At 57.6% G+C, this 26,020-nt stretch carries 25 protein-coding genes and 2 other RNA genes; 16 read left to right on the top strand and 11 right to left on the bottom strand.

What is annotated here, in order from left to right; genetic code table 11:
- Positions 1-5: 5 nt before the first annotated feature.
- Together pepP and BLT77_RS10080 are read right to left on the bottom strand one after the other, a co-directional pair.
- Positions 6-1,307 (bottom strand): Xaa-Pro aminopeptidase, encoded by a 1,302-nt coding sequence (pepP, locus tag BLT77_RS10075; protein ID WP_090365147.1) that lies wholly within the window; start codon positions 1,305-1,307, stop codon positions 6-8.
- Between the two features lie 32 nt (positions 1,308-1,339).
- Positions 1,340-1,900, bottom strand: coding sequence for a UPF0149 family protein (locus tag BLT77_RS10080; RefSeq protein WP_090365148.1), 561 nt, complete (start codon positions 1,898-1,900; stop codon positions 1,340-1,342).
- A gap of 296 nt (positions 1,901-2,196) precedes the next feature.
- On the opposite strand from BLT77_RS10080, the gene BLT77_RS10085 reads away from it, so the two are divergent.
- The 4 genes from BLT77_RS10085 to BLT77_RS10100 all read left to right on the top strand — a co-directional run bounded on the left by BLT77_RS10085 (position 2,197) and on the right by BLT77_RS10100 (position 3,766).
- Positions 2,197-2,535: a cell division protein ZapA gene (locus BLT77_RS10085; protein WP_090365149.1), complete on the top strand. Its 339-nt coding sequence runs from the start codon at positions 2,197-2,199 to the stop codon at positions 2,533-2,535.
- A gap of 52 nt (positions 2,536-2,587) precedes the next feature.
- Positions 2,588-2,770: non-coding RNA, 6S RNA (gene ssrS, locus BLT77_RS10090), on the top strand.
- A 139-nt stretch (positions 2,771-2,909) separates the two neighbouring features.
- Positions 2,910-3,092, top strand: a non-coding RNA gene (gene ssrS / locus BLT77_RS10095) — 6S RNA.
- An 80-nt stretch (positions 3,093-3,172) separates the two neighbouring features.
- A complete protein-coding gene (locus tag BLT77_RS10100) occupies positions 3,173-3,766 on the top strand; it encodes a 5-formyltetrahydrofolate cyclo-ligase (RefSeq protein ID WP_090365150.1) in 594 nt (197 codons plus the stop codon).
- Position 3,767: 1 nt separating this feature from the next.
- On the opposite strand, the gene BLT77_RS10105 is transcribed toward BLT77_RS10100, so the two are convergent.
- Both BLT77_RS10105 and BLT77_RS10110 read right to left on the bottom strand, forming a co-directional pair.
- Positions 3,768-4,802, bottom strand: a complete 1,035-nt coding sequence (locus BLT77_RS10105) for a hypothetical protein (RefSeq protein ID WP_143026608.1) — start codon at positions 4,800-4,802, stop codon at positions 3,768-3,770.
- The gene (locus tag BLT77_RS10110) at positions 4,799-5,257 is read right to left on the bottom strand and encodes a hypothetical protein (protein WP_090365152.1); all 459 of its coding nucleotides are present in this window, start codon (positions 5,255-5,257) and stop codon (positions 4,799-4,801) included. Before BLT77_RS10110 ends, BLT77_RS10105 begins: the two co-directional genes overlap by 4 nt.
- Positions 5,258-5,350: 93 nt before the next feature.
- Between BLT77_RS10110 and BLT77_RS10115 the strand changes: the two genes are divergently transcribed.
- The 6 genes from BLT77_RS10115 (at position 5,351) to BLT77_RS10140 (ending at position 12,241) form a co-directional block, all read left to right on the top strand.
- Positions 5,351-8,056, top strand: a complete 2,706-nt coding sequence (locus BLT77_RS10115; protein WP_090365153.1) for a hybrid sensor histidine kinase/response regulator — start codon at positions 5,351-5,353, stop codon at positions 8,054-8,056.
- Between the two features lie 144 nt (positions 8,057-8,200).
- Entirely contained in the window at positions 8,201-8,641 is a 441-nt protein-coding gene (locus BLT77_RS10120) for an Hsp20 family protein (protein ID WP_090365154.1), read from the top strand.
- A 181-nt stretch (positions 8,642-8,822) separates the two neighbouring features.
- Entirely contained in the window at positions 8,823-9,479 is a 657-nt protein-coding gene (rpiA, locus tag BLT77_RS10125) for a ribose-5-phosphate isomerase RpiA (protein WP_090365155.1), read from the top strand.
- A gap of 93 nt (positions 9,480-9,572) precedes the next feature.
- The gene (locus tag BLT77_RS10130) at positions 9,573-10,121 is read left to right on the top strand and encodes a glutathione peroxidase (RefSeq protein WP_090365156.1); all 549 of its coding nucleotides are present in this window, start codon (positions 9,573-9,575) and stop codon (positions 10,119-10,121) included.
- Positions 10,122-10,213: 92 nt separating this feature from the next.
- A complete protein-coding gene (locus BLT77_RS10135) occupies positions 10,214-11,650 on the top strand; it encodes a coniferyl aldehyde dehydrogenase (protein WP_090365157.1) in 1,437 nt (478 codons plus the stop codon).
- A gap of 9 nt (positions 11,651-11,659) precedes the next feature.
- Entirely contained in the window at positions 11,660-12,241 is a 582-nt protein-coding gene (locus tag BLT77_RS10140) for a TetR/AcrR family transcriptional regulator (protein WP_090365158.1), read from the top strand.
- Between the two features lie 4 nt (positions 12,242-12,245).
- On the opposite strand, the gene BLT77_RS10145 is transcribed toward BLT77_RS10140, so the two are convergent.
- Complete coding sequence (locus tag BLT77_RS10145; RefSeq protein ID WP_090365159.1) at positions 12,246-12,857, bottom strand: DUF2238 domain-containing protein; 612 nt, start codon at positions 12,855-12,857, stop codon at positions 12,246-12,248.
- 177 nt (positions 12,858-13,034) lie between these two features.
- Here BLT77_RS10145 and serA point away from each other — a divergent pair, with 177 nt between their 5' ends.
- Both serA and ygfZ read left to right on the top strand, forming a co-directional pair.
- Positions 13,035-14,264: a phosphoglycerate dehydrogenase gene (gene serA, locus BLT77_RS10150; RefSeq protein WP_090365160.1), complete on the top strand. Its 1,230-nt coding sequence runs from the start codon at positions 13,035-13,037 to the stop codon at positions 14,262-14,264.
- 114 nt (positions 14,265-14,378) lie between these two features.
- On the top strand, positions 14,379-15,263 hold the full coding sequence (gene ygfZ, locus BLT77_RS10155) for a CAF17-like 4Fe-4S cluster assembly/insertion protein YgfZ (protein WP_090365161.1): 885 nt from the start codon (positions 14,379-14,381) through the stop codon (positions 15,261-15,263).
- Between the two features lie 69 nt (positions 15,264-15,332).
- Here ygfZ and BLT77_RS10160 read toward each other — a convergent pair whose 3' ends face one another.
- The gene (locus tag BLT77_RS10160; RefSeq protein ID WP_218126925.1) at positions 15,333-16,283 is read right to left on the bottom strand and encodes a DUF3187 family protein; all 951 of its coding nucleotides are present in this window, start codon (positions 16,281-16,283) and stop codon (positions 15,333-15,335) included.
- Positions 16,284-16,468: 185 nt separating this feature from the next.
- Between BLT77_RS10160 and BLT77_RS10165 the strand changes: the two genes are divergently transcribed.
- The 4 genes from BLT77_RS10165 to BLT77_RS10180 all read left to right on the top strand — a co-directional run bounded on the left by BLT77_RS10165 (position 16,469) and on the right by BLT77_RS10180 (position 19,954).
- Positions 16,469-16,669, top strand: a complete 201-nt coding sequence (locus tag BLT77_RS10165; RefSeq protein ID WP_090365163.1) for a DUF4250 domain-containing protein — start codon at positions 16,469-16,471, stop codon at positions 16,667-16,669.
- Positions 16,670-16,779: 110 nt separating this feature from the next.
- Positions 16,780-17,043, top strand: coding sequence for a chaperone NapD (locus tag BLT77_RS10170; RefSeq protein ID WP_090365164.1), 264 nt, complete (start codon positions 16,780-16,782; stop codon positions 17,041-17,043).
- Positions 17,040-19,526 (top strand): nitrate reductase catalytic subunit NapA, encoded by a 2,487-nt coding sequence (gene napA, locus BLT77_RS10175; protein ID WP_090365165.1) that lies wholly within the window; start codon positions 17,040-17,042, stop codon positions 19,524-19,526. Before BLT77_RS10170 ends, napA begins: the two co-directional genes overlap by 4 nt.
- Before the next feature lie 11 nt (positions 19,527-19,537).
- On the top strand, positions 19,538-19,954 hold the full coding sequence (locus BLT77_RS10180; RefSeq protein WP_090365166.1) for a nitrate reductase cytochrome c-type subunit: 417 nt from the start codon (positions 19,538-19,540) through the stop codon (positions 19,952-19,954).
- 49 nt (positions 19,955-20,003) lie between these two features.
- Here BLT77_RS10180 and BLT77_RS10185 read toward each other — a convergent pair whose 3' ends face one another.
- The 5 genes from BLT77_RS10185 to prfB form a co-directional block, all read right to left on the bottom strand.
- On the bottom strand, positions 20,004-20,594 hold the full coding sequence (locus tag BLT77_RS10185; protein WP_090365167.1) for a glutathione S-transferase family protein: 591 nt from the start codon (positions 20,592-20,594) through the stop codon (positions 20,004-20,006).
- A 46-nt stretch (positions 20,595-20,640) separates the two neighbouring features.
- Positions 20,641-21,384 carry a ferredoxin--NADP reductase gene (locus BLT77_RS10190; protein WP_090365168.1) on the bottom strand — a complete coding sequence of 248 codons (744 nt, stop codon included), beginning with the start codon at positions 21,382-21,384 and terminating at the stop codon, positions 20,641-20,643.
- A gap of 101 nt (positions 21,385-21,485) precedes the next feature.
- Positions 21,486-22,754, bottom strand: a complete 1,269-nt coding sequence (locus BLT77_RS10195) for a dicarboxylate/amino acid:cation symporter (protein WP_090365169.1) — start codon at positions 22,752-22,754, stop codon at positions 21,486-21,488.
- A gap of 511 nt (positions 22,755-23,265) precedes the next feature.
- A complete protein-coding gene (gene lysS / locus BLT77_RS10200) occupies positions 23,266-24,771 on the bottom strand; it encodes a lysine--tRNA ligase (protein WP_090365170.1) in 1,506 nt (501 codons plus the stop codon).
- A gap of 15 nt (positions 24,772-24,786) precedes the next feature.
- A protein-coding gene (gene prfB / locus BLT77_RS10205; RefSeq protein ID WP_143026609.1) for a peptide chain release factor 2 occupies positions 24,787-25,885 on the bottom strand; the annotation gives its coding sequence in 2 pieces (ribosomal slippage) (positions 24,787-25,809 and positions 25,811-25,885; 1,098 coding nt in all).
- Positions 25,886-26,020: the final 135 nt, after the last annotated feature.

The raw sequence follows: 26,020 nt of genomic DNA on the forward strand, positions 1-26,020 counted from the left end.
AGCCTTTACATGGCCATGATGGCCTCAATCTCGTCGATCTCTTTGGCCACCGAGGCGGTCAGCACCCGGTGACCGTCCTCAGTCACCAGCACATCGTCTTCCACTCGAATGCCGATGCCGCGCCAGCGGGGATCCACCTCGGCATCGGGACCAATATACAACCCGGGCTCAATGGTCAGTACCATGCCAGGCTCCAACGGACGGCTGCGATCCGGGCTGTGGTAATCACCCACATCGTGAACATCGATGCCGATCCAGTGCCCCAGGCCATGCATGTAATACGCCTTGTAGGCCTCGTCGGCGATCAGGGTTTCGACGTCGCCCTCCATGATCCCCAGCGCCACCAGGCCACCCACCATGATCTGCAGCACCCTGTGGTTGGCATCCTTGATGGAGACCCCGGGCTTAATCATCTCGATGGCGGCTTTCTCCGCTTCCAGCACCAGGCTGTACAGCGCTTTCTGGTCGTCGCTAAAACGACCATTAACGGGGAAGGTGCGAGTGATGTCCGCCGCATAACCCTGATATTCACAACCGGCGTCGATCAACACCAGTTCGCCGTCCCCCATGGGCGCTTCGTTCTCGGTATAGTGCAGAATGCAGGCGTTGTCGCCACTGCCGACAATGGTGTTGTAGGCCATAAAACGGGCCCCCAACATGGCACAGTGGTGGGCGATCTCCGCCTCCAATTGATACTCGAACATGCCGGGACGGCAGGATTGCATCGCCCGAATGTGGGCCTTGGCACTGATCTCACCGGCCTGGGCCATCACCGCCACTTCCGCCTCAGACTTATGCAGACGCATCTCATGCAACTGCGGGCGCAGGTCCAGCATCTGCGACGGCGATTTCAGGCCTCGGCGGCTGCCGCCGCGCAGGGTCGCCAGCAACTCGGCCACCACGGCATCTCCACGAGGACACTGGCCCGGCAGGTAGCCCAGGGTATCGCTGCCATTAACCAGATCCGGCAACAACTCCGCCAACTGACCGATGTCGTACGCCTCATCCACCGCCAGTTCTCCTGGGGCGGCATCGACGCCCAGGCGTCGGCCATGCCAGATCTCCGCCATCTTATCGGTGGGGCGAACAAACAGCACCGTCTCCGGGCTCTGACCCGGACGAAGCATCAACACCGCATCGGGCTCATTGAAGCCGGTCAGGTAGAAGAAGTCGCTGTTCTGGCGAAAGTGGTACTCGGTATCATTGGATCGGGTGCTCTCCTGAGCCGCAAACAGCAACGCCACGCCGCCCTGAGGCAGGGCCTGCAGCAGCTGTTGTCTGTGAGCAACGAAATCCTTGATTTCCATGGGCCTGAATTCCTATTCCATTGTTGTATTTATCAGTGCAGGGTTTTATCGCCGGGCAGGGTGCCGAACTCCAGCAGGCATTTCCAGCAGGTATCCACCACGTGATCCACCAGCACCGAAAAGCCCTCGACATTCTCCTCATTGTCTTCCACATCAAACTCGACCTGGGTGATTTCACGCAGATCGCCGAGCATCTCGCCCAGCTCACCTTTGACGGTATTGAAAGAGGGCTGCAGCCGGGCCAGCCCCAGGAAGAAGCTCTGAATCCACTCGATCAGCGCTTCCAACCGCTCCGACAGGGCTTCGTCTTCATCCGGCAACAGAGGCTGAAACGGCACCTCCGGATCCTCGGACAACCCATTGTCGATGCAGCGGTAAACCTCTTTCATAACCTGCTCGAGTTCGCCGCTGAAAGGCTGCCCATCATTGGCCAGCTCCAGGAAACTCTTCTGCCACCCTCGCTTGTCCAGACGAATACCGCCACAGACAAGGCCTGTCATCAGGCCATGGAATTCACTGGGCAACATGGTCAAGTCTGACCTGTTCAGCGCCGCTTCCAGCTTATTCATCAACAAAGGTGAGTTACATTTCATGAGTTTAATTCCCGCATTAGAAGTGAACTCATGCTATCACGGGCAACTGCAACGCTCCATATCTACGCCCCGTTGTCAGCGCCGACACGGTGGTCATCCCCGGGCCAGCGTCCACCGCAGCCCTTCGCCATGGCGTGAATCAGCTCAGAAACCGCAATCACCAACCCACGCAGCCCCCGTTATCTGTGCTAATCTAGCAATATCAATGCCATTGGCCCGCATGACGCACCGCCGGCATTGAACAATTCGTCGCGCCGATATAGAGTCGGCCACCAGTCAGGTTACCGGGAACCAGAATGAGCTCCAACACCATTGAAATTACGCTACTTGAACGGGTATACACCATCGCCTGCCCACCGGGAGAAGAGGCCACCCTTCAACACGTCAGCCAACTGCTGAATCGTCGTTTCCTGGAGCTGAAACAACGCAACGCCCTGCTGACCATTGATCAGCTGGCGGTGATGGCGGCCCTGAATCTGACCCACGAACTGCTCGCCTACCAGACCCGTGCCGATGAAGAGCAAAAGCTCACATCGAAGCGAATTCAAGCACTTGAGAAAACAATTGCACAGGCTTTGTGCGATCGCGCAAAGGACCTGCCGAAATCGGTTGAGTCCGGCTCCGAGCCACAATAGACTGAAGACGTAGGGTTAAGGCACCGCAAGGGGTTTGGCTCTACACTTATTGAGCTCCCTGTGGTGTTCGCCAGTAGGTTATGTCCCTGGCCGATGCTTACAAACCAAGGGATCACTGCTCGTTGCTATTGTGCAGGCTCGGCTCGAACCGAGAAGCCTACGGTGACACCAGCGATTCCGCCCTGAACCTACGGTTCATGGGCTTACGCCTGACAGCGGCATCTACGGGGAAACTCACGCCCAAGCGGATTCAAGTAATTGCACAGGCTAAGTGCAATGGTGCCTATCACCGCAACCGGCGCCTGCTTTCACCGCCAACCCGGCCGGTAAGGCAGGATTAAGGTACCGCCCGGTAGAATGCTCTACAGATACTGAGCTCCCTGTGATGTTCGCCAGTAGGTTATGTCCCTGGCCGATGCTTAAGATCCAAGGGATCACTGCTTGTTGCTATTGTGCATGCTCGGCACGCACCGAGAAGCCTACGGCGATAACAGCGATTCCGCCCTGAACCTACGGTTCACGGGCTTACACCTTACAGCGGCATCTACGGGGAGCACCATCTCCTCGTGCTCTCCTTCTTCCAGAACCCGTTTTGCGGTAGGGTAACTTTACCCTCGATTCTGTCGAACCCTCTATCATGACCTGTACCGACCCTCGACATACGCTCAGGCAACAGCTGCGCCAGGCCCGCAGGGCGCTGACCCCAGCCCAGCATCTGAGCGCCGCCGAACAGCTGAGCCAGCGACTGAGCCAGCACCCCCAGATTCAACACGCCAAGGTTATCGCCCTGTACCTGCCACAGGATGGCGAACCCGACCTGCAGCCCCTGTCCCACCGGCTATGGCAACAGGGAAAAACCCTGGCACTGCCAGTGATGCACCCGTTCTGCCGGGAGCGGATGCTGTTTCAACGCTACGCCCCCGACACCCGGCTCAAGCCCAATCACTTTGGCATCGCCGAACCCTACTGGAACCAAAGCGAACTGATTCTGAAACATCAGATGGAGGTGATGCTGATGCCTCTGGTGGGATTCGACGCACAGGGGCACCGGCTGGGGATGGGCGGAGGCTTTTACGATCGCTTTCTCGCCGGCCCCAACCGGCCCTGCCATCTGATCGGCATCGCCCACCAATGCCAGCAAGTCTCGGCACTCCCCCCTCAGCCGTGGGACATCGACATCGACGCCATCGCCACCCCGGAACAGTGGATAGAGTGTCGGCCCAACCCGTAGCTCAGAAGTTGTAACTCAGCATCAGGGTCACCAGGTTGGCCTCGGTGGGTTCCCCTAACGTCTGGGGCGGCAGAGTAAACTGGCCACTGCTGCCATTGCGGGCATCCGCCAGCTGATACTCCAGGTTGACCGACAAGTTAGGCAGCCAGTTATAGCGGACACCAGCTATGTAGCTGGTGGATTCCAGCCGCTTCCAGGCCTGAGACACCATCACATAGGGTTGCCATGAATCCAGATTCCAGGCGGCGGCCACGTAAGCGGCTTGCTGCAGCTTATCGCGCTCGAACTCGGCCCACAGTTCCCATTGAACAAACTCATAACGGCCACCGAGGGAGAACACATCCAGGCTATCGGGCTCATCATCCAACTCGAAATCGGCGTAGAAGTAGGTAAAATTCAGCAGGAAGCGGGCGCCATGCAGTTTAACGCTGACGCCGGTCTGCACCTTGGTTTCAACCTTCAGTGTCGACGGCCCGAAATCGACCTTCTCGTGGTTATGGCCGCCATAGAAGGGGTGCAGTTGCAGCTCAAGCTCGTCACCCAGGCTGTAGTTGTACAACAGATCGAGGCCGTTAAAGGAGGTAATGCCCAGCATGGTGCCATACACATCGATGGGGGGACGGGCCCAGGGGTAGCCGTTGCCCACATAGTAGTACTCCGAGGCCACAAACAGCGGCAGCCTCAGTCGACCACCTCGGGCCTGCAGATTGTCGGTCAGCTGCCACCCCAGGTAGCCCCACTCAAATTGAGGATCAGAAAACGTATCCTGTGGCCGTTTCACCACCTGCGCCGACGCCCGCCACGACTCACTGAGCTGAGAGTCCAGCTGTAACCCCACCGTGGTGTCACAATCGAAGCACCAGTCGTCATCGAAGCGGCGGTGGATGTACAGGGGGGTGGCGTTGTCACTCTTGGCCGCCGACACCGACGCAAACCCCGACAGCACCAGATAGTCATCCCATAAGGCGATGCCTCCCCAGGCCGGAGCGGCGATCAGTGCCAAGGCCGCCACCAACACAACTCTTGCTGCTCTCATCGACCCACTCCCTGTTCGATATCGAGAATAATGCGTGCCCCCTGAGGCACCTGTTGCCGTTCCACGTAAGCGATCCCCCTGGGATTTTCAGACAGCCACTGCAATATGGCTTCGGCCGACGCCTCCCTGATGGCATCTGGCGGTTGCCCTTTGCCGGAAAAGGCCAATCGCGCCCGGCGGCTGTTGATCTGGGGGATGGATTTATTCAGAAAGGATTTATAGAAGGTCTGTTTTTCCGGGCTGCCCTCAGGCCAGTCCACCAGGTCCACCTTGCCAAAGGCATCGATGGATCTCAGCTTGCCCAGATACAACATCTTGGCTTTGCTTTCACTGATAACCGGCATGGCATCATTGAGGGTAATCAGTACGTAATCGCCGCACAGGCCTACGCCTGGCCACAAAAGTGCCAGAGCAAGCAGCAGCCCCCCGCCACCGATTGTCCAAGGTGTTTTCATCAACGCCCATCCTTGAGCAGCAAAACTGAGATTAGTTGCTAGGCTTTAGCTAACAGTATAGAAAGTTCTTCGACTTTTGCTGCTTGAGAAGGGATGCTCATGGCCGTCGGTCTGTCTTTGCGTGCAAAAATCCGCCTATTGGTCGCCATACCGGTCCTGTTCTGCTCCATCATTTTTGGCCGTTACCTGCTGTGGCAATACCAGGAGCTGCAGAATCTGCAGCAGATTGACGAACGCTATCGGCTGATCTCCGATTTTCAACTGGGGATGCACACCATGGATCAGTTGCGCCAGCAGCTGATCCTGGCCCCCTCCGTCACTCACATGGCAACCCTGCTCTCCGACGCCCAGCTCGCCAAAACCCGGCTGGGCGATCCCGCCTTCAGCACCCTATTTGAAACCAGCAGCGGCGACTTCTCGCTGCACCTGGAGGAGCTGGAGATGCTGGTCGGCAGCCTGCCTGACCCAAATCAGGGACGGGATAATATCTGGGAGTGGCTGACTCTGGTCAACGACTGGCAAATCGGCAGCCTTAGACGGGTGGAATCGCTACCGGTGGAGGTGGAGAGCCGGGTGGTTCGTGAAGGGATTCAGGCCTATAACCAGTTGCTGTTTATGCAGGAGTTTGCCCGTCAGGAGCAGGTGATCGTCAATGACGCGCTACAGCAGCAACAGCTGCACCCGCTGATGCGTGCCCGGCTGGTTGAGCTGTCGATATTGCAGCAATCGGTGCTGGACAAATACCTGACGGTCTACGCCACCGATGCTCAGATCAACCTGTTGCTGGAGACATTCACCGAAGCCGCCTTCACCTCAGGCAACATCCTGAAGCAGCGGCTACTGAATGGCGAATTCAGCGGCGGCAGTGACCACAGCGCCACCGACAACCGCATGGGTCTGCTCAACCGGGTGCTGGATTCGGTTCACCAGGATATCGCCTCCACGGCCGCCTCGGCGTACGCCCATAGGCAACAGAATTTCATCATCAACCTCGCCATCCTGGTATCAATGATGGCACTGCTGATACTAATGGCGGCCAGGCTGTCCCGACACCTGAACCGAGGCATTGAGGTCATCGGTACCACCATGAAAACCGTCGAGGAGAGCCGCGACTACGACACCCGCATTCAGCTGCAGGGCAATGACGAACTGGCCCGGCTCGGTGCCACTCTCAACCGGTTGATTCAGGAGCGGGGGAGTTTCGAAGCCAGCCTGATCCAGGCCAAAGAGGAAGCCGAGCAGGCCAACCACGCCAAGAGCATCTTCCTGGCCAACATGTCCCATGAGATCCGCACGCCGCTGAACGGTATCATCGGCATGACCGACATTCTCAGCGCCACCAACATGGACGGTGAGCAGGTCGAGTACCTCAACACCATCCAGAACTCCTCCCGGGCACTGCAATCCATCATCAACGACGTGCTGGATCTGTCCAAGATCGAAGCTGGCAGCCTGGTGATCTCCCCCATCAAAACCAAGCTCAGTGAGTTGCTCTACGAAGTGGCCAGCGTCATCGCGCCCAAGGCAATGGAAAAACAGATTCAGTTCGATGTGGATTTGCCACCAGACCTGCCCTCTCATGTAATGATCGACGGCCACCGCCTGCGTCAGATCCTGCTCAACCTGCTCTCAAACGCGGTCAAATTCACCAGCGAAGGGGAGGTGCTGTTGTCCTGTCAAGGGCAGTTGGGAGCCGACAATATGGTGATGCTGACCATGTCGGTCAGCGACACCGGCATCGGCGTCGACTCCGACAAGCTGGAAGACATATTCCACCCCTTCAGGCAGGAGGACGGCTCCACGACCCGCCAGTTTGGCGGCACCGGGCTAGGTCTGAGCATCTGCCGGCAGCTCACTGAACTGATGGGCGGCGAGATCGTCGTCTCCAGCACCAAGGGTGAGGGCAGCTGTTTCAGTGTCCGGATTCCCGCTGAAATCAATGCCAGCCCGGCTCTGTGCGGCAGCCCCCTGAAGGGAACCAAAGTGCTGCTGCTTGACACCAACCTCAACTCAGCCAAACGCTATACCCGCGAACTCAACACCTGGCAGATGAGTGTCAACTACGCCAGTCGTCTGCTGGATGCTGAAACCCTGCTGAAGGATCACGACCATCACCAGTTTGATCTGATGATGGTGCGCTACTCCAGCCTGGGCGACGGGCTGAATGATCTCAACCGGTTGCTGACCCAGAGCCACCACCCGCTACCGGTTTTGGTGCTTAACGACCTGTCATCCGGGTTGACTCTGGGCCAGATAAAAGCCCCGACCCAGATGCTGATGACTCCGGTTCGGGGGGAGCGGCTGGCAAAAAACCTGCTGAAGCTACTGGGCCAGGTCAAGCAAACCACCACACAGACACTGAGGCCGAAACGACGGATCAGCGACGCCCAGGGTCACACCGAGCACAGCCACGATGCCCACAACCAGTTACTGCTGGTGGAAGACAATAAAACCAATCAACGGGTGGCTGAAATCATTTTAAAAAAAGCTGGTTACCAGGTCACCATTGCCGAAAATGGCCAGATCGCCACCGATATGGTGCTGGAGCGGGAGTTTGACATCATTTTGATGGATTGCATGATGCCGGTAATGGACGGTTTTGAGGCGACCCGCCAGATACGCCAGATCGAGGAGAGTCACAAACGCCGCCGCGTCCCCATCATCGCCCTCACCGCCAGTGTGCTCGACGACGATGTCCGCGCCTGTTACGACGCAGGAATGGATTATTACGTACCAAAACCATTTGAAAAACAACAACTAATCGGAGCGATAAGACGACTCAACCCGGCCAATGCATAGACCGATGGCTAAAAAATTAGCCTGCCGGACTTGAAAGCCGCTTCCCCAACCCCATCTAGTAAGTGTACCGGGCTGGTGCTCAATGGAGGCCAGCCGAAGGTGCAAACACTCTCTATTTTTGTTGCTCAATTGAGGACACACAGTATGCGTAGTTTTGATCTTGCCCCCCTGTACAAATCCGCCATCGGTTTCGAGCGTTTTGCCAAGTTAATGGACGAAGCCCAGCGCAGTGAAAACCAGAATGGCTACCCTCCATACAATATTGAATTGGTAGAGGAAAACCACTACCGCATCACCATGGCCGTGGCCGGGTTTGCCGACCATGAACTGGCCATCGAAGTCGAAGGTGATACCCTGCGCATCGATGGCACCAAGGCCAAAACCGAGCAGAGCCGTCACTTCCTGCACCAAGGCATTGCCGAGCGCAACTTTAAACGCCGCTTCAAACTGGCCGACCACGTTGAGGTCAGCAACGCCAACATGGAAAATGGCCTGCTGCACGTGGATCTGGTGCGGGAGATTCCCGAAGCGATGAAGCCAAAAAAGATCGCCATCAAGCAGGAAGGTCGTCTGGTTGACGCCTAAAGCCTAAGAGTATCGGGGCCGTCTCTCCCTGCGGCCCCGATAAGAAGGCTCATCCCAGCCCTCGCCATTTGCAACCACAGCCACAAGTTTCCACCTCAATTCCCCGTTGTCTGTCAGACATCTATTTATCTCTATGCCCTAAGGGAACTATAATTCGGGCAAACTTCCAGGAGATTGCCCCATGACACAAGACGAAATGAAAAAGGCCGCAGGCTGGGCCGCGCTTGAATACGTAGAAGATGGCAGCATTGTTGGCGTTGGCACCGGCTCAACCGTCAACCACTTCATCGATGCCCTAGCCACCAAAAAATCCAGCATCGAAGGCGCGGTATCCAGCTCCGAAGCCTCCACCGCCAAGATGAAAGCCCTCGGCATTCCAGTCTTCGACCTCAACAGCGTCGATCAGTTGTCGGTCTATGTCGACGGTGCCGACGAGATCAACCCGCACATGGCGATGATCAAAGGCGGCGGCGCAGCCCTGACCCGCGAGAAAATCGTGGCCGCCGTGGCAAAAACCTTTGTTTGCATCGCCGATGGCAGCAAACAGGTAGACATCCTCGGCGACTTCCCGCTGCCGGTGGAGGTGATTCCCATGGCCCGCAGCTACGTCGCCCGTGAAATCGTAAAACTGGGCGGCGACCCTGTGTACCGGGAAGGCGTCATCACCGACAATGGCAACATCATTCTCGATGTGTACAACATGAAGATCATGGAGCCGGCCAAGCTGGAAACCCAGCTGAACGCCATCGTTGGCGTGGTGACCAATGGCCTGTTTGCCGACCGTGGAGCCGACGTGCTGCTGCTGGGCACCCCGGAAGGGGTCAAGACCATCAAGTAAACCCAAGCCGGTCACCTTCAGGGTGATCGGCTGCTCCCCCCTCACCGTAAACGGTTATGGAATCCCGTTTTCAGATCAACAAGGAAGATTGCGATGCGCCCCCTAGTTTGTATTCTGGCTTTGCTTGCCAGCTTCAGCATTACTGCCGCCAGCTGCCCGGACTGGCTCAACGTCAGCAAACGCCGCCTGCACGATAAAGAGATGGTCAACCTGTGTGACCTGACTGCCGGAAAGCCGGTACTTATCGTCAATACCGCCAGCAACTGCGGTTACACCCCCCAGTTTAATCAGCTGGAGTTCCTGCACAAAAAGTACGCCGATCAGGGGCTGATCGTCATCGGATTTCCCTCCGACGATTTCTTTCAGGAGGAGGACGACGAATCCAAAACTGCCGAGGTCTGCTACCGCAACTACGGCGTCAGCTTTACCATGTTGTCGCCCATCTCTGTCCGTGGCAGCAGCGCCGATCCCATCTTCAAAGAGCTGGCTCGCCAAGGCGGATCGCCGAAATGGAATTTCTATAAGTACCTGATTAACCCGGCCGGCCAGGTGGTGGACTACTGGGCCCCGACCACCAAGCCGGACGACGTGAAAATTGTCTCCGAGATTGAGCAGTTGATGCACCCGCAGAACAGCATCTGACACCAAATTGACGAGCGCCTTGACGGCGCTTTTCTTTTGGACGATGATCAGACCGACCAATCAGTCGGTTTCTATGTTATCGAGGAATCCCTATGACCGAGCAACAAACCAACAAGGTATCGGATGACCATCAACGGATGTTGGATCTGTTTACCCGACAGCAGCAGGCGTTTCACCAGGCGCCCATGCCCTCGGTAGAGGCTCGAATCGATAGCCTGCAATGCCTCAAAACCGCCCTGCTGGCCCATAAAGATCACCTCTGTGAGGCGCTGAACCAGGATTACGACGGCCGCAGCACCCAGGATACGCTGATCTCGGACATCCTGCCCTGCATCATGAACATCAAATACAGCTGCAAACGGCTGAAAAAATGGGCTCGCCCCGAGCGTCGTCACGCCGGGTTACTGCTGTCTCCCGCCAAGGTCGAGGTGCATTACCAACCTCTGGGCGTAGTCGGCATCGTGGTGCCATGGAACTTTCCGGTGATGCTGTCACTGGGCCCCCTGATCACAGCCATCGCTGCCGGCAACCGGGCGATGGTGAAGCTGTCCGAATTCACCCCTCACACCAATAGGGTGCTGGTGAAAATGTTGGCCAGTGCCTTTGATAACGACCATGTCGCCTGCATCGAAGGCGACGCCAAACTGGCGGCGCAATTTACCTCACTGCCGTTCGATCACCTGCTGTTTACCGGCTCCACCGCCATCGGCCGTCACGTCATGCACGCCGCAGCCGATAACCTGACGCCGGTCACCCTGGAACTGGGGGGAAAATCACCGGTGATTGTGTGCCCTGACGTCGACATCGACAACGCCGTCGAACGCATGAGTTACGGTAAATGCCTCAATGCCGGCCAGATCTGTGTCGCGCCGGACTATGTACTGGTACCCCGCGACAAGCTGGATGACTTTGTCAGCAGTTATCAGAAAAACTTCGCCTTGATGTACCCCAAAGGCGTTCACAGCAGCGACTACGGCTCCGTCATCAATGAGCGTCAATATAAGCGCCTGCTGGGGCTGCTGGAGGACGCCACCGCCAAAGGCGCCACCGCCATTCCCTGCGTCGAAGGTCAGCACCGCGATGACAGCCGCCAGCGCCTCACCACTCACCTGCTGCTGAATACCACCGAAGAGATGACGGTACTGCAGGAGGAGATCTTCGGCCCGCTGCTGCCGGTGATTCCCTACGACGGCATCGACGACGCCCTGGACTACATTCGCCACCGCCCCCGCCCTCTGGCGCTGTACCTGCTCAGTTATGATAAAGTGCTGCAACAAAAGGTCATCAGCGAAACCCACGCCGGCGGCATGTGCATCAACGACGCCCTGTTCCACGTGGCGGCAGACGACGCCCCCTTTGGCGGCATCGGTCCGTCTGGCATGGGCCATTACCACGGCATTGAGGGCTTTAAGACCTTCTCCAAGGCCAAAACGGTACTGACCCAGGGCAAATTCAGCTCCGGCATCCTGATGCACCCGCCCTACGGCAAGTGGATTCAAAAACTGATTTTTAAACTTTTCCTACGTTAAGGAGACGGGGTGAGCGCGTCGAAACGACAACAAATTCTGGATGCCGCACTGGTGTTGTTTGTGCAGCAGGGGTTGGAGGGCGCGGCCACGGCCAAGATTGCCAAGGCCGCCGGAGTGGCCACCGGCACCCTGTTTCACCATTTTGCCAACAAGCAGGAGCTGATTTCGGCGCTGTACCTGCAGATTAAGCGGCAGATGGCCGACACCCTGCCGCCGCTGGACACCGACGCCAGAACTCTGGAGATGGCCAGTGCTATCTGGCAGGGTGCCATGGCCTGGGCGTTGGCCCACCCCGACAAAATTCGGTTTCTGCTGGCCTACTACCAATCACCGTTTCTGACCGCCGAGACTCGCAAAACCGCCAAGTTTGAAACCCTGGGGTTTGTGTTGGAGTTGCTGCAGATGGGCAGAAAGGAGGGGGTGATCGCCGACCATCCGGACGATCTGATGATGGAGATGTGCCACACCCTGTTTATGACCAGCGCCGCCTACTTCATCGATCACCCCCAGCTCAGGGAGGATGCCGATCATCAGCAGGCGGCCATGGCGATGTTCTGGAATGCCCTGGCTAAACCAGGGCACCAGATCTGATGAGCTAGGAGTTTAGGGCCGCCATCTGGGTGTCGTGGCGAGAGGCCAGCAGCAGCTGCGCCAGAATGGCGCCGGCCATGGCCCACATCATGTCGGACTGGGTATCCCACTGGTACCCCTGGGTACCCAGGAAGGCTTCCGCCGACTCGCCACTGGCCACGGCCACCCACCACTCGATAAGTTCATAGAAGGCCGACAGCGCCAGGGCAAAGCAGACACACTGGAAAAACAGCCAGTTGCCTGCTTTTACCACCTGATGCCGAACAAAGATCTCTCGCGCCAGAATCGCCGGAATGAAGCCCTGCGCCAGGTGGCCCACCTTGTCGTAGTTGTTGCGCTGCCAACCAAACCAATCACCGATGGTATCGAATAATGGCACCTCGGCGTAGGTGTAGTGGCCGCCAACCATCAGGATGATGCAGTGCACCAGCACCAGCTGGTACGCCAGCGGGGTCAGGGGAAAGCGCTTCAGCGTCGCCAGCAGAACGACGGCGCCGATCAGCGCCGGCAACACCTCCAGAAACCAGGTGAGGGTGTCTTTCGGTTCGATGGCAGACCAGATGAGTACCGCGGCGAAAATCGCGGCCCAGACAATTCGGGACAGGGTAGCAGTCATTAACACTATCTATTTATGCAATAAAATAATTGAACCTTAGTATAACCAGCAAATACCCTGTTCATAGAAAAAGGATTTAAGGTAAGGTAGTGGAATCCGCATTTTGGCATAACTATTCACAGCAGCACACCCGCGGACTCCGAGCCATCGTGACTTTCGCTGTATGGAAGCAGAACCATGAACCACTACTCCCTCGACAAAAGTAAGATCAAGATTCTACTGCTGGAAGGCGTTCATCCCCGTGCCATCGAGAGCTTTAAGCTGGCCGGCTACGATAACGTCGATGTCCTGAAAACCTCGCTGAACGAAGAGGAGCTGATGGAGCGCACCAAGGACGTGCACTTCATCGGCATTCGATCGAGAACTCAGCTGACGGAAAAGGTCATCAACGGCGCGTCGAAACTGGTGGCCATCGGTTGTTTCTGTATCGGCACCAACCAGGTCAACCTGGACGCCGCCGCCCGTCGCGGCATCCCGGTGTTCAACGCCCCCTTCTCCAATACCCGTTCAGTAGCCGAACTGGTGCTGGGCGAGATTCTGTTACTGCTGCGTGGCATTCCGGAGAAGAACGCTCTCGCCCACCGTGGCGGTTGGCTCAAGAGCGCCAGCGGCAGCTTCGAAGCCCGGGGCAAGATCCTCGGCATCGTCGGCTACGGCCACATCGGCACCCAACTGGGGGTGCTGGCGGAAAGCCTGGGGATGCAGGTGATGTTCTACGACATCGAAAACAAGCTGCCTCTGGGCAATGCCCGCCAGATGCCGTCGCTGCCGCAGCTGCTGAGCCAGGCCGACGTCGTCAGCCTGCATGTCCCGGAAACCCCCTCCACCAAAGAGATGATCAATGCCGACACCCTGGCTCACATGCGCCAGGGCAGCATTCTTATCAACGCCTCACGGGGCACCGTGGTGGACATTCCCGCCCTGTGCGCCGCCCTGTCGAGCAAGCGCATTCGTGGCGCCGCCATCGACGTGTTCCCGGTGGAGCCCAAGTCCAACGACGAAGAGTTGCTGACGCCACTGCGGGAGTTCGATAATGTGATTCTGACCCCTCACGTGGGTGGCTCCACTCAGGAGGCCCAAGAGAACATCGGCATCGAAGTGGCGGCGAAGATGGCCAAATACTCCGACAACGGATCAACCCTTTCGGCGGTCAACTTTCCGGAAGTGGCTCTGCCCGAGCACACCGGCGCCAGCCGCCTGCTGCACATCCACCGTAACGTGCCCGGCATTCTGAACCAGATCAACCAGGCGTTTGCCGCCAAAGAGATCAACATTCTGGCGCAGTTCCTGCAGACCAAAGGCGACCTGGGTTATGTGGTGATGGACGTGGCTACCCAACATGCCGACGACGCCCTGGCTCAACTGGACGCCATCGACGGCACCATTCGCGCCCGCATTCTTCATTAACACCACCACCTTCGCTAAGTCCCTTTGCAAAATGGGGACTTAGCGTGGTTTTTTTCCCGCCCGCCATCACTTAAACTTAATCGCAATAACCGTATCCCTATTGTAGGACTCGCCATGGCGCAGCTTATTCCCCTCACCCACTTGGGTATTGTCCGTTTGACCGGTGATGACACCATCACCTTCCTTCAGGGTCAGCTGACCTGCAACATGAACCAGCTGAAACCGACCCACTGGAGCTGGGGAGGACACTGCGACCCCAAAGGCAAGCTGCTGGCCAGTTTCCGCATCTTCAAACGAGACGCCGACGTACTGCTGATCATGCCGCGGGATCTGATTGCGGTGGATCTGCCGCAGATGCAGAAGTACGCCGTGTTCAATAAAGTCGAGCTGAGCGACATCAGCGACCAGCTGCCGCTGCACGGATTGCTGGGCGACGACGCCCTGGATCAGGCCGATGCCCACTTCCCGGGAACCGATTCTCTGCGCCGCCTCGGCGACAGCCAGCTGCTCAGAGATAGCCATAGCGCCTTGGTCGTCGGCGAGCTTCCAGAGACGCTTGCCGGCCTTGACGGCGCCGATCTCAGCCACTGGCAACAACACGAAGTGGCTCAGGCCTGGCCGATGCTAAGCCAGGACCACAGCGGTGAACTGGTGCCACAGATGCTCAACCTGGATGCCGTCGGCGGCATTCAGTACGACAAAGGCTGCTATATCGGCCAGGAAACCATCGCCAGAATGCACTTTCGCGGCGGCAATAAACGCGCCATGTACATCGCTATGGGGTCCGCCGACGCTCTGCCTGAAGACACCGAGTTGCAGATGGCCATGGGCGATAACTGGCGCCGGGCCGGGGTGGTGTTGAACCAGGCCCTGGTGAACGGCCAGCTTTGGCTGACCACCATCTTGGCCAAAGAGCTTGATGCCGACACCCGCCTGCGCCTAGGGGAGATCGAGCTGACGCTGCAACCCCGCCCCTACCCGCTGTTTGGCGAAAGCTGAACAACTTAGACCAGATACCACAACGCCGGCGGTTGCCGGCGTTGTGGTATCCTGGCCACTCTAATCGCTTCAGAGCCGATGCCGGTATCCCAATGAAAAGGCGATGTCGGTGCTGTTATCCATATTGAATACGTTCTCAATGATGGTGAACTCGATGGCGCCACGGGTCATGTGATAGCGATACCCCAACAGAAACTCGTGGGAGATTTCATCCAACTCATCCACCTCTTTGGTTTCGCCACTGTAGGCGTGGTACTCCAGTAGCACGCTGTGCCTGGGGTTGAACCGATACTGGTAACTGCCCGCCAGCATCCAGGCCCAGTCACTGAGTTCCAGACCACCGGAGGTTTTAGCATTGCTACTGTGGGCGGTGCCCACGGTGGCATAAAATCCATGCTTGCCACCGGCATCATAACGATAATTCAGCTGCAGTACCTGTTCAAACGAGCTCACCTCAAACGGCCCCGAGGCCACATAGTTGTAAAACAACCCAACCCCCGCCGACAGAGCCTGCGCGCCCTGGCGGTACAATTGATAGCCAGCGTAGCCGGTCAGGGCGTTATTGAGAGTCTCCCCTTTGAAGTCTTCCAGCAACACCCCGGGGGCTTCAATATAGAACCGGTGTTTCGGCACATCCTCACGGCCATTATGCCCCAGGCCAAAAAAGTCATGAAACTTCTCGGTGACGCTGTCCAGGCCATTGTTGGCGGCGAAGCGATACTGGTAGTTGAGTTCAAACTCCCAGCGCTCGACCGGGGCAAAGCGCACCCCGAGATTCACTTCATTATGGTAGTAATCCATCACGTAGTCCGGAGTCTCGGCCCAAACACTGGCGATGGTGCCATTCACCAACCACTCCACCGTCCCCGTATCCAGCACCGCGCCGCTGCGTAGCATCGGCGTGTAGTTCTGTGCCTGCAACGGCGACTGGGCCTTCACCACCAGAGGCCCGTAGTCCTGGGCCAGCGAAGGCAGGGACAGACTCAGCAGCAACGGCAACAACCAAGGTATCATTCTCATGGGCTTCTCATTCCTTTGCGCTTCCTTGTCCATAGTGCCTTGGCACCAACGGGTTTTAAAGGCCTGTTTTTGCAAAAAGATTTCTGATTACTTTTATGATTCCCCGATAAATTCCAGCCCTGAATCATCCTCACCCAGTTGGTCTATAGTTAATCCCAACAGGGTCATAAACCACCGGAGGTCCCATGGAAATTGACCACCCCGAGCGACTGGACGCCAACATTCTACTGGGCATCGTCAATGAGCGTCTGCGGCACGACTGTGGCGACCTAGCTGCGCTGGAAGACGACCTCGGACTGTCCAGGCAACAGATTGAGTCTAGGTTAAAAACCATTGGTTTTCAGTATCAAGCCAGTCAAAACCAATTCAAATCATTTACAAAATAGGCCAGATACAGTGACCGGGATCGGCCATTTTGCCCATTATTACTTAGGGGGTATTTGGCTGTGGCGGCCGCAAAACCATACTGATTTTAAACCCGCTTTTGGAACGCACCATGAGTCAGGAATACCACGTAGTCAGTCTGGCGGTTCACGCCAACCCCACCCATCAACAGCAACTGCAGCAGCAGATTGCTGAGGTGGCCGGCGCCGAGTTGGTCGCGACCACCGACGACCATAAGCTGGTCGTTACCCTGGAGGGCGATAGCCGCCAGGCGGTGCTCAATGGCATCGAAACCATCAATCAACTTCAGGGCGTCATCTCATCGGCCCTGGCCTATCACCAAGTCGAACAGTTCGAAGACAAGGACACTGCATGAGCATCAGCCGTCGTAAATTTCTAAAGGCCAACGCCGCCGTCGCCGCCGCCACGGCTGTGGGTGCCACCCTGCCGGTCAAGGTGGTGGAAGCCGCCACCGAAGCTAACCAGGAGATCCAGTGGGACAAAGCCGCATGCCGCTTCTGTGGCGTCGGCTGCTCGGTCATGGTGGGCACCAAAAACGGTCGTGTCGTGGCCTCTCAGGGCGACCCGGAAAGCCCGGTCAACAAAGGACTGACCTGCATCAAAGGCTATTTCCTGCCGAAGATCATGTACGGAGAGGATCGCCTCAGCCAACCGCTGCTGCGAATGAAAAACGGCCAGTTCGACAAATCCGGTGAGCTAACCCCGGTCAACTGGGATCAGGCTTTCGACGTGATGGCCGATAAATGGAAAACCGCCCTGAAGGCCAAAGGTCCCACCTCGGTCGGTATGTTCGGCTCCGGCCAGTGGACCATATGGGAAGGCTACGCCGCCGCCAAACTGATGAAGGCCGGTTTCCGATCCAACAACATCGACCCCAATGCCCGTCACTGTATGGCTTCTGCGGTCGTTGGCTTCCTGCGCGCCTTTGGCATCGACGAGCCCATGGGCTGCTACGATGACATCGAACACGCCGACGCCTTCATCCTGTGGGGCTCCAACGCCGCCGAGATGCACCCGATTCTGTGGTCTCGCATGTCCGACCGTCGCCTGTCCAACCCGGGCACCAGCGTCCATGTGCTGTCGACCTATGAAAACCGCTGCTTCGAGCTGGCGGACAACAAGATGGTGATGAAGCCACAATCGGATCTGGTGATCCTGAACTACATCGCCAACTACATCATTCAGAACAAGGCGGTGAACACCGACTTCATCAACAAACACACCAAGTTTGCCGAAGCGACTCCGGACATCGGCTATGGCCTGCGCCCCGAGCACCCTCTGGAAAAGAAAGCCAAGAACCCGGGTAACGGCAAGATGACGGGAATCAGCTTTGACGACTACGCCAAGTACGTCTCCAGCTACACCCTGGAGTACGCCCACCAGATGTCCGGTGTGCCCAAGGAGAACCTGGAGCAGCTGGCCAAGGTCTACGCCGATCCTAAGACCAAGGTGATGAGCCTGTGGTGCATGGGCATCAACCAGCACGTTCGCGGCGTCTGGGCCAACAACTCCATCTACAACCTGCACCTGCTGACCGGCAAGATCTCCGAGCCCGGCAACAGTCCGTTCTCCCTCACCGGCCAGCCGTCAGCCTGTGGTACCGCCCGGGAAGTGGGCACCTTCGCCCATCGTCTGCCTGCCGACATGGTGGTGATGAACGACAACCACCGAACCATTGCCGAAAGTAAGTGGCAGCTGCCAGCTGGCACCATTCCAGCCAAGCCGGGCTACCACGCCGTCCTGCACAACCGGATGCTGAAAGACAGCAAGATGAACGTCTACTGGACCCTGTGTACCAACAACATGCAGGCGGGCCCCAACACCAATGAGGAAGCCCTGCCTGGCTACCTCAACCCGGACAACTTCATTATCGTTTCCGACCCCTACCCGACGGTCACGGCCATGGTGGCGGATCTGGTGCTGCCCACCGCCATGTGGGTGGAGAAAGAGGGTGCCACCGGTAACGCCGAGCGCCGGACCCAGTTCTGGCACCAGATGGTCAAGCCTCAGCCCGGTGCCAAATCGGATCTGTGGCAGATCATGGAGTTCTCCAAGCGCTTCAAGGTGGAAGAGGTGTGGGGCGACGAGCTGTTGATGCAGAAGCCGGAATACCGTGGCAAAACCCTGTACGACGTGCTGTTCGCCAACGGCGTCGTCGACAAGTACCCGCGCTCCGAGTGCAAAGGCCGCTATAACGATGAATCCGACGACTTCGGCTACTACGTGCAGAAAGGGCTGTTTGAGGAGTACGCCGACTTTGGCCGGGGTCACAAGCACGACCTGGATCAGTTCGACGTCTATCATGAAGTCCGCGGTAAACGCTGGCCGGTGATCGATGGCCAGGAAACCAAATGGCGCTTCAAAGAGGGCATGGACCCATATGCCAAGAAGGGATCCGACTTCGACTTCTACGGTAAGCCGGACGGCAAGGCATTGATCATCGCCTCGCCTTATGAGCCACCGGTGGAGGAGCCAAACGAAGAGTACGATCTGTGGCTGTCCACCGGACGAGTACTGGAACACTGGCACACCGGCACCATGACCAAGCGGGTAGCCGAGCTGGATAAGGCCTACCCTCACGCCAAGATCTACATGCACCCCCAGGATGCCAAGCAACGGGGCGTCAAACAGGGCGACGAAGTGGTGGTCTCCAGCCCACGGGGCGAAGTGCGCACCCGGGTCGAAACCAAGGGACGCAACAAGCCGCCTCAGGGATTGGTGTTTATGCCGTTCTTCGACGCCCGCCAGCTGGTCAACAAGCTGCTACTGGACGCCACCGACCCGCTCTCGAAAGAGACCGATTTCAAGAAATGTCCGGTTAAAGTGGTTAAGGCGTAAGGGGAAGCACAATGAAAACAGCCATTATCATCACCACCTTGGTGAGCACACTGACTCTGGCATCTGCGACCAGGGCCGGGGACGATGCCGTAACTCAATCTCTGCGCGGCGCCACCCCGGTGGCCGAACAGGGCGCGCCGGAAGCGGCGGCCCAGTATCCGAAAAAGGGCAAGTCCATCGAACGGACCATGGCGCATCAGCCGCCGCTGGTGCCGCATAAGGCCAGCTACCCCATCAACCTGAAACGCAACGGTTGCGTCAGTTGTCACTCACCGGCGAAAGCCAAGCGGATGAAGACCACCGCCATCGATCCCAGCCACTATCTGGACGACGGCAAGCTTGATAACCGCTTCTACAACTGCAATCAGTGCCACGTGCCTCAGGCCAGCAACCGGGAGCCGGACGTCGGCAACAGCTACCGCAACTAAACTCAGTCTCATTCGGGCGGCCTGCGGGCCGCTTTTTTGATCTTTACCGCTATTGCGGCCGGGTGGCGATCAAGCTGGGACGGTCCCTCACCAACTCCAGCCACGCCTTGAGGCGGGGGTGGTGTTTGCGCCAGCCCAGTCCGGGATGACGAAAGTCCAGATACTCCAACAGGCACACCAGTTTGATGTCCAGAATCGACCACTCCTCCGGCAGCAGTGGCAACTGTGACGCCAGGGCCGTTAGTCCCTGTTGCAGGGTATCCCGGTGGCGCTGACTCCAGAACGGCGACGCACTGCCCTCATCCTCTCGAGTGTGCTCGATGCGCAGCGCCACCGCCGTCTCCAGCAATCCCTGCAACAGCGCATTCATCGACTGGCGGCCCCAGTGGTGGGCCAAAGGCAGGAACAGGGTCTGATTGCCCCATTCGGAATCGAAGTAACGACAGATGACGTCGCTGTCAAACAGCGCCTGATGGTCACGCATGATCAGAAAGGGGATCTTCCCCAACGGGTTGTGTTGGCGGGTTTCATCGTCAAACGGATTCCAGCGTACCTCATTGACGCCCTCCACCGCCAACTCCCGGGCCACCACCCGGGTCAGGCGGGCAAAGGGAGAGGCATCAGAGTAATGCAGCATCATGACACTCACCTCCAGCAGCGAACAAGGCGCACACTCCGGCACGCCACTACCAGTATTTCTCCATGGTGATCTGCCCCGGCGTCCTGCGCAGGTTCTTACGCAGTTTCATCCCTTCCAGCACCGCCACGGTATCGCGAATCATGTCCGGGTTACCGCAGATCATCACCTGACTGCGGGAGGGGGTGATCGGGGTATCGGCATACTCCTGAATTTTGCCCTGGGAGATCAACTCCGGAATCCGTCCCTGCAGCATGCCATCGATGCTTTCGCGGCTGACCACAGGTACAAATCGAAACTGCTCCGGGCGGGCGGCCTCCAAGGCTCGAATCTCCTCCAGGTAGGCCATATCCCGAAGCTCACGAACGGCATACACCAGGTTAAAGGTTTCGAACTGCTCCCAGGTGTCGTCACTGCGCAGCATCGACAAGAAAGGCCCCACGGCAGTGCCGGTGGCCAGCATCCACATGTCACGTCCCGCCGGCACTTCATCCAGTACCATAAAACCGGTGGCCCGTTTAGCCACCATCAGCTGATCGCCGGGGTGCAGATCCTGCAAGCGCGGCGACAGACTGCCGTCTTCTACCGCCACCGCCAGAAACTCCAGTGGCTGCTGTGACGGGGCGTTAACGTAGGAGTAGGCCCGTTGCAACCGCTCCCCCTCCTGCTCCAACCCCAGCTTGGTGAACTGGCCGGCAACAAAAGGATCGGTGTCCGCCTCCACTTTGAGAGTGAACAGTTTGTCATTCCAATCAATACGCTCTACTACGGTTCCATTAACCCAAACGCTCATTCCATTGCCCCTGATTGCGCCGCATTATTGACCAGCATAACAGACTCCCCATAAAGAAAAACCCCGCACTGGCGGGGTCTTTATTCAAGGTCAGTCAAAAATCAGGACAGAGGCTGAGAGCTGGGCTGAGTCAGAGGCTCGGCCTCCATCGCCGGTTCGGTCTTGTCGACAATGGTCACCACCGCGGTGTCCCCCACCACGTTGGTGGAGGTCAACACCATGTCGATGACCCGATCCAGCGCCGCCACCAGGGCAAAGGCTTCCACCGGCAGACCCATCTGGTGAATCAGCACCCCAATCATTACCATGCCGCCGCCAGGCACGCCGCCAGCCCCCACCGACAGCAGGAAGCAGGCGGTCACCAACGATGGCAACTGTTCCATGGTGATCGGTGCACCGTAGGCGTTACCCAGGAAGAAGGCAGCGATGGTGATGTAGATGGATACACCGCTCATGTTCATGGTCGCCCCCAGGGGAACGCCAAAGCCAGCGGTGGCCCGACTGACGCCAATCTTGTCAATCAAGGTGCGCATGGTCACCGGGATGGTGGCGTTAGAGCTGGCAGTGGAGAAAGAAAACAGCACCTGCTCCTGGGTCTTGCGGCGAAACTCAGAGGCACTCATGCTGGTGGTCATCCCCACCACGGTCGGGTACACCACAAACAGCCAGAACAGCAGCAGCGACAGAATCAGTCCCAGGTAACCCATTACCGACAGGAAGGTATCCGCTTCCAGGGTCGCCCCCAGCTTCAGCATCAGGCAGAACACCCCATAGGGCGCCAGACTCATCACCATGGTGATCAGAGTCATCATAATCTTATTGCCGGTGGCAAAGGCCCGGGCCACGCCCTCCACCTCCTGACCCAATTTCTTAATGCCGGCACCCAGCAACAACGCCATAAAGATCACCTGCAGCATGTTGCCGGAGGCAAAGGCATCGATGGGGTTGCGGGGCACGATATTGAGAACCAGATCGGTGATATTCGGCAGTTCGGTGGCCTTGATCTCTGCACTGCCCATGGCCACAAGGTTGGCCCCGGCGCCCGGCTCAAACACCAGCGCGATCGCCACCGCCGCACTGATGGCCACCAGAGTATTGAGAATATAAAGACCAAAGGTCTTGCTGCCGAGGCGACCGAAGGCCTTGATGTCGGGCAACTCACACACGCCACTGACGATGGAGAAAAACACCAGTGGCACCACCAGCAGCATGATGAGGTTTACAAACAGCTGTCCCCCCATGCTGGCCAGCCCCACCAGCGTCTGCTGGAAAAAGTCGACGTCACTGAGGCCGAACTGAATCAGGCCACCCAGAATCAGGCCACTGAACAGGCCGGTAAAGATGCGCTTGGAGAGCGAGTGTGATTGCATGTTGATTCCCGATACTGCCGCCGGCGTCCTGCTCATTGTCGCGGTACCATTCCCTGGTACCGTCACTGTTGGCATCGCATCATACGCCCCCTGCCAGCGAAATGGCAGCGGTTGCCAGCTCGTTAACAGTTGATTTATCCAATTACCAACTCAAGTTTAGAGAAAACATCCAACCCAAAACCGGGAAAACCCCAGTTTCATCCGCCAGCGTACCGGATTCAGCCAGCATAACTCTCTAGGTGATCAAGATCACAAAATCACAAGTACAATCCGAGGCCCACTGCGGATAAAACCCATCACCTTGTTTTTTAACTGGCTTTTAATGACAGCGGCAGTGAGATCCTCGCCCGGTTCCGGAAATGGCAGCGAATACAACAATCACAAATGATTAACATTACCGGCGTGGCGGGCCATCGAGGCGGCCAGCGAGTGCAAGCGCTGGCTTTTCCACCACTCCACAGGCATAAAAAAACCGGGCAAGATGCCCGGTTTTTGTCGACGTGCCGAATCCTTAGCCGTTGGACTGAGGTCGCATCGCCGGGAACAAAATCACATCACGGATGGTGTGAGTGTTGGTGAACAGCATCGCCAGACGGTCGATGCCGATGCCCTGGCCGGCAGTTGGTGGCAGACCATGCTCCAGTGCGGTGATGTAGTCGGCGTCGTAGTACATCGCTTCGTCATCACCGGCGTCCTTGGCGTCCACCTGAGCCTTGAAGCGGGCATCCTGATCTTCGGCATCATTCAGCTCGGAGAAGCCATTGGCCACTTCACGGCCACCGATAAAGAACTCGAAACGGTCGGTGATGAAGGGGTTATGGTCGTTACGACGGGCCAGCGGCGAGATGTCGGCCGGATACTCGGTGATGAAGGTCGGCTGAATCAGCTGAGGCTCGGCGGTCTCACCGAAGATCTCCTCCAGCAGCTGACCACAGGTCCAGAATGACTCCACCTCGATATTGACGGACTTGGCGATGGCGGCCATGTGGTCGCGATCCTGCACCAAGTCGTAAGTCAGCGCCTGAATATCGGCGTGATCCGGGTTGTAGTGCTTAATGGCCTCCAGCATGCTCATGCGGGTATAGGTGCCACCAAACTCGACGGTTTCGTCACCGTACGGCATGGAGCTGGCGCCCAGCACCTCCACCGCCACGGTATGCAACATCTCTTCAGTCAGATCCATCAGATCGTTGTAATCCGCGTACGCCATGTAGAATTCCATCATGGTGAACTCGGGGTTATGACGAGGAGACAGGCCTTCGTTACGGAAGTTACGGTTGATCTCAAACACCCGATCGAAACCGCCCACAACCAATCGCTTCAAGTAGAGCTCCGGCGCGATACGCAGGAACATCTGCTGATCCAGGGCGTTGTGATGAGTCATGAACGGACGGGCAGTGGCGCCACCAGGGATCAGCTGCATCATAGGAGTTTCCACTTCCATGAACTGCTTGGACTCCATGAAACGGCGAATCGCCGCCACCAGCTTGGAGCGGATCACGAAGGCGTTGCGGGACTCTTCGTTGACGATCAGATCCACGTAACGCTGACGGTAGCGTTGCTCCTGATCGGTCAGGCCGTGGAACTTCTCAGGCAACGGACGCAGTGCCTTGGTCAACAGCTGGTACTCACCCATGTCCACATACAGGTCACCCTTACCGGACAGGTGAAGCTGGCCTTTGATGCCGATGATGTCACCGATGTCCAGGCCACCGATGGCCTTCAGCTCTTTCTGCACCTCTTTGGAGGCGTAGCCCTGAATGCGACCGCTAACGTCCTGGATGGCCAGGAACGGACCACGCTTGGCCATGATGCGGCCGGCGATGGAGACGATGTGGCCTTCCTCTTCCAGCTCGGCTTTGGTCTTGTGACCAAATTGAGCCTGCAGCTCGGACGCTTTGTGCTCCGGGCGCCAGCTGTTGGGATGGCCATTGGCGGCGCAGTTTTCGCGAATCGTAGCCAGCTTGGCACGACGTTCTGCAATCAACTTGTTTTCGTCTTGAACCTGTTCAGTCATTTTCTCTACTCAATCTTATAGGCCGGATTTCAGGCTGGCTTCGATAAAGCGATCCAGATCGCCATCCAGTACCTGCTGGGTATTTCGGTTTTCCACCCCGGTGCGCAGATCCTTGATGCGCGAGTCATCCAATACGTAGGAGCGAATCTGGCTGCCCCAACCGATGTCGGACTTGGCGTCTTCCGCTGCCTGCTTCTCCGCGTTCTGGCTCTGCAGCTCCAGCTCATAGAGCTTGGCTTTCAACTGCTTCATCGCCTGATCTTTGTTTTTGTGCTGCGAACGTTCGTTCTGGCACTGCACCACGGTATTGGTCGGCAGGTGAGTAATCCGCACCGCCGATTCGGTGGTGTTCACGTGCTGACCACCGGCACCGGATGCCCGGTATACGTCGATGCGCAACTCAGCCGGGTTGATGTCGATGTTGATGTTGTCGTCCACTTCCGGGTAGGCAAACGCCGACGAGAAAGAGGTATGACGACGGCCGCCGGAATCAAACGGTGACTTACGAACCAGGCGGTGCACGCCGGTTTCGGTGCGCAGCCAGCCATAGGCGTATTCGCCGGAGAACTTGATGGTGGCACTCTTAATGCCGGCCACATCCCCTTCGGACAGTTCGAAAATTTCGGTCTTAAAGCCTTTGGCCTCACCCCAGCGCAGGTACATGCGCAGCAGCATGTTGCACCAGTCCTGGGCTTCGGTACCGCCGGAACCGGCCTGCAGATCCAGGTAGGCATCGCTGCCATCTTGTGGCCCGGAGAACATGCGACGGAACTCCAGCTTGGCCAGACGCGCTTCCAGCTCCTCCAGCTCGGACTGGGTTTCCAGGAAGCTGTCTTCGTCTTCCTCTTCCACCGCCAGCTCCAGCAGCTCGGCCACGTCTTCCAGACCCTGGTCCAGATCGTCGATGGTTTTCACCACCTCTTCCAGAGCACCCCGTTCACGGCCCAACGCCTGAGCTCGCTCAGGTTCGTTCCACACGTCCGGCTGCTCCAGCTCGGCATTGACCTCTTCTAGACGCTCTTTCTTGGCGTCATAGTCAAAGGTACCCCCTAAGGAGATTTGTCCGCTCAGACAACTCCTTAATCTTGTTTTGAACCGGATTAATTTCGAACATTTCCGTCCTACAGATTGATGACACTATGCAAACCGGCAATTTTAACCGAAAGTCAGCGCCACTGCACCTATCGGGCCGAAGGAATTGAGTACTTTTTACCCCGGCCACCCTTCGTCGTAACCGCAACCGAGACAG

The organism is Ferrimonas sediminum (assembly GCF_900100175.1).
Classification (GTDB): Bacteria; Pseudomonadota; Gammaproteobacteria; order Enterobacterales; family Shewanellaceae; genus Ferrimonas; species Ferrimonas sediminum.

Bases quoted from the DNA above. Each gene is read 5' to 3' on its own strand.
- BLT77_RS10185 (WP_090365167.1), bottom strand. From the start codon at position 20,594: ATGATGCTGCATTACTCTGATGCCTCTCCCTTTGCCCGCCTGACCCGG.
- BLT77_RS10135 (WP_090365157.1), top strand. From the start codon at position 10,214: ATGACCGAGCAACAAACCAACAAGGTATCGGATGACCATCAACGGATG.
- BLT77_RS10145 (WP_090365159.1), bottom strand. From the start codon at position 12,857: ATGACTGCTACCCTGTCCCGAATTGTCTGGGCCGCGATTTTCGCCGCG.
- BLT77_RS10080 (WP_090365148.1), bottom strand. From the start codon at position 1,900: ATGAAATGTAACTCACCTTTGTTGATGAATAAGCTGGAAGCGGCGCTG.
- lysS (WP_090365170.1), bottom strand. From the start codon at position 24,771: ATGACTGAACAGGTTCAAGACGAAAACAAGTTGATTGCAGAACGTCGT.
- BLT77_RS10100 (WP_090365150.1), top strand. From the start codon at position 3,173: ATGACCTGTACCGACCCTCGACATACGCTCAGGCAACAGCTGCGCCAG.
- BLT77_RS10105 (WP_143026608.1), bottom strand. From the start codon at position 4,802: ATGAGAGCAGCAAGAGTTGTGTTGGTGGCGGCCTTGGCACTGATCGCC.
- serA (WP_090365160.1), top strand. From the start codon at position 13,035: ATGAACCACTACTCCCTCGACAAAAGTAAGATCAAGATTCTACTGCTG.
- BLT77_RS10130 (WP_090365156.1), top strand. From the start codon at position 9,573: ATGCGCCCCCTAGTTTGTATTCTGGCTTTGCTTGCCAGCTTCAGCATT.
- BLT77_RS10165 (WP_090365163.1), top strand. From the start codon at position 16,469: ATGGAAATTGACCACCCCGAGCGACTGGACGCCAACATTCTACTGGGC.
- ygfZ (WP_090365161.1), top strand. From the start codon at position 14,379: ATGGCGCAGCTTATTCCCCTCACCCACTTGGGTATTGTCCGTTTGACC.
- BLT77_RS10170 (WP_090365164.1), top strand. From the start codon at position 16,780: ATGAGTCAGGAATACCACGTAGTCAGTCTGGCGGTTCACGCCAACCCC.
- BLT77_RS10190 (WP_090365168.1), bottom strand. From the start codon at position 21,384: ATGAGCGTTTGGGTTAATGGAACCGTAGTAGAGCGTATTGATTGGAAT.
- BLT77_RS10120 (WP_090365154.1), top strand. From the start codon at position 8,201: ATGCGTAGTTTTGATCTTGCCCCCCTGTACAAATCCGCCATCGGTTTC.
- BLT77_RS10160 (WP_218126925.1), bottom strand. From the start codon at position 16,283: ATGAGAATGATACCTTGGTTGTTGCCGTTGCTGCTGAGTCTGTCCCTG.
- BLT77_RS10085 (WP_090365149.1), top strand. From the start codon at position 2,197: ATGAGCTCCAACACCATTGAAATTACGCTACTTGAACGGGTATACACC.
- pepP (WP_090365147.1), bottom strand. From the start codon at position 1,307: ATGGAAATCAAGGATTTCGTTGCTCACAGACAACAGCTGCTGCAGGCC.
- BLT77_RS10115 (WP_090365153.1), top strand. From the start codon at position 5,351: ATGCTCATGGCCGTCGGTCTGTCTTTGCGTGCAAAAATCCGCCTATTG.
- BLT77_RS10180 (WP_090365166.1), top strand. From the start codon at position 19,538: ATGAAAACAGCCATTATCATCACCACCTTGGTGAGCACACTGACTCTG.
- BLT77_RS10110 (WP_090365152.1), bottom strand. From the start codon at position 5,257: ATGAAAACACCTTGGACAATCGGTGGCGGGGGGCTGCTGCTTGCTCTG.
- rpiA (WP_090365155.1), top strand. From the start codon at position 8,823: ATGACACAAGACGAAATGAAAAAGGCCGCAGGCTGGGCCGCGCTTGAA.
- napA (WP_090365165.1), top strand. From the start codon at position 17,040: ATGAGCATCAGCCGTCGTAAATTTCTAAAGGCCAACGCCGCCGTCGCC.
- BLT77_RS10195 (WP_090365169.1), bottom strand. From the start codon at position 22,754: ATGCAATCACACTCGCTCTCCAAGCGCATCTTTACCGGCCTGTTCAGT.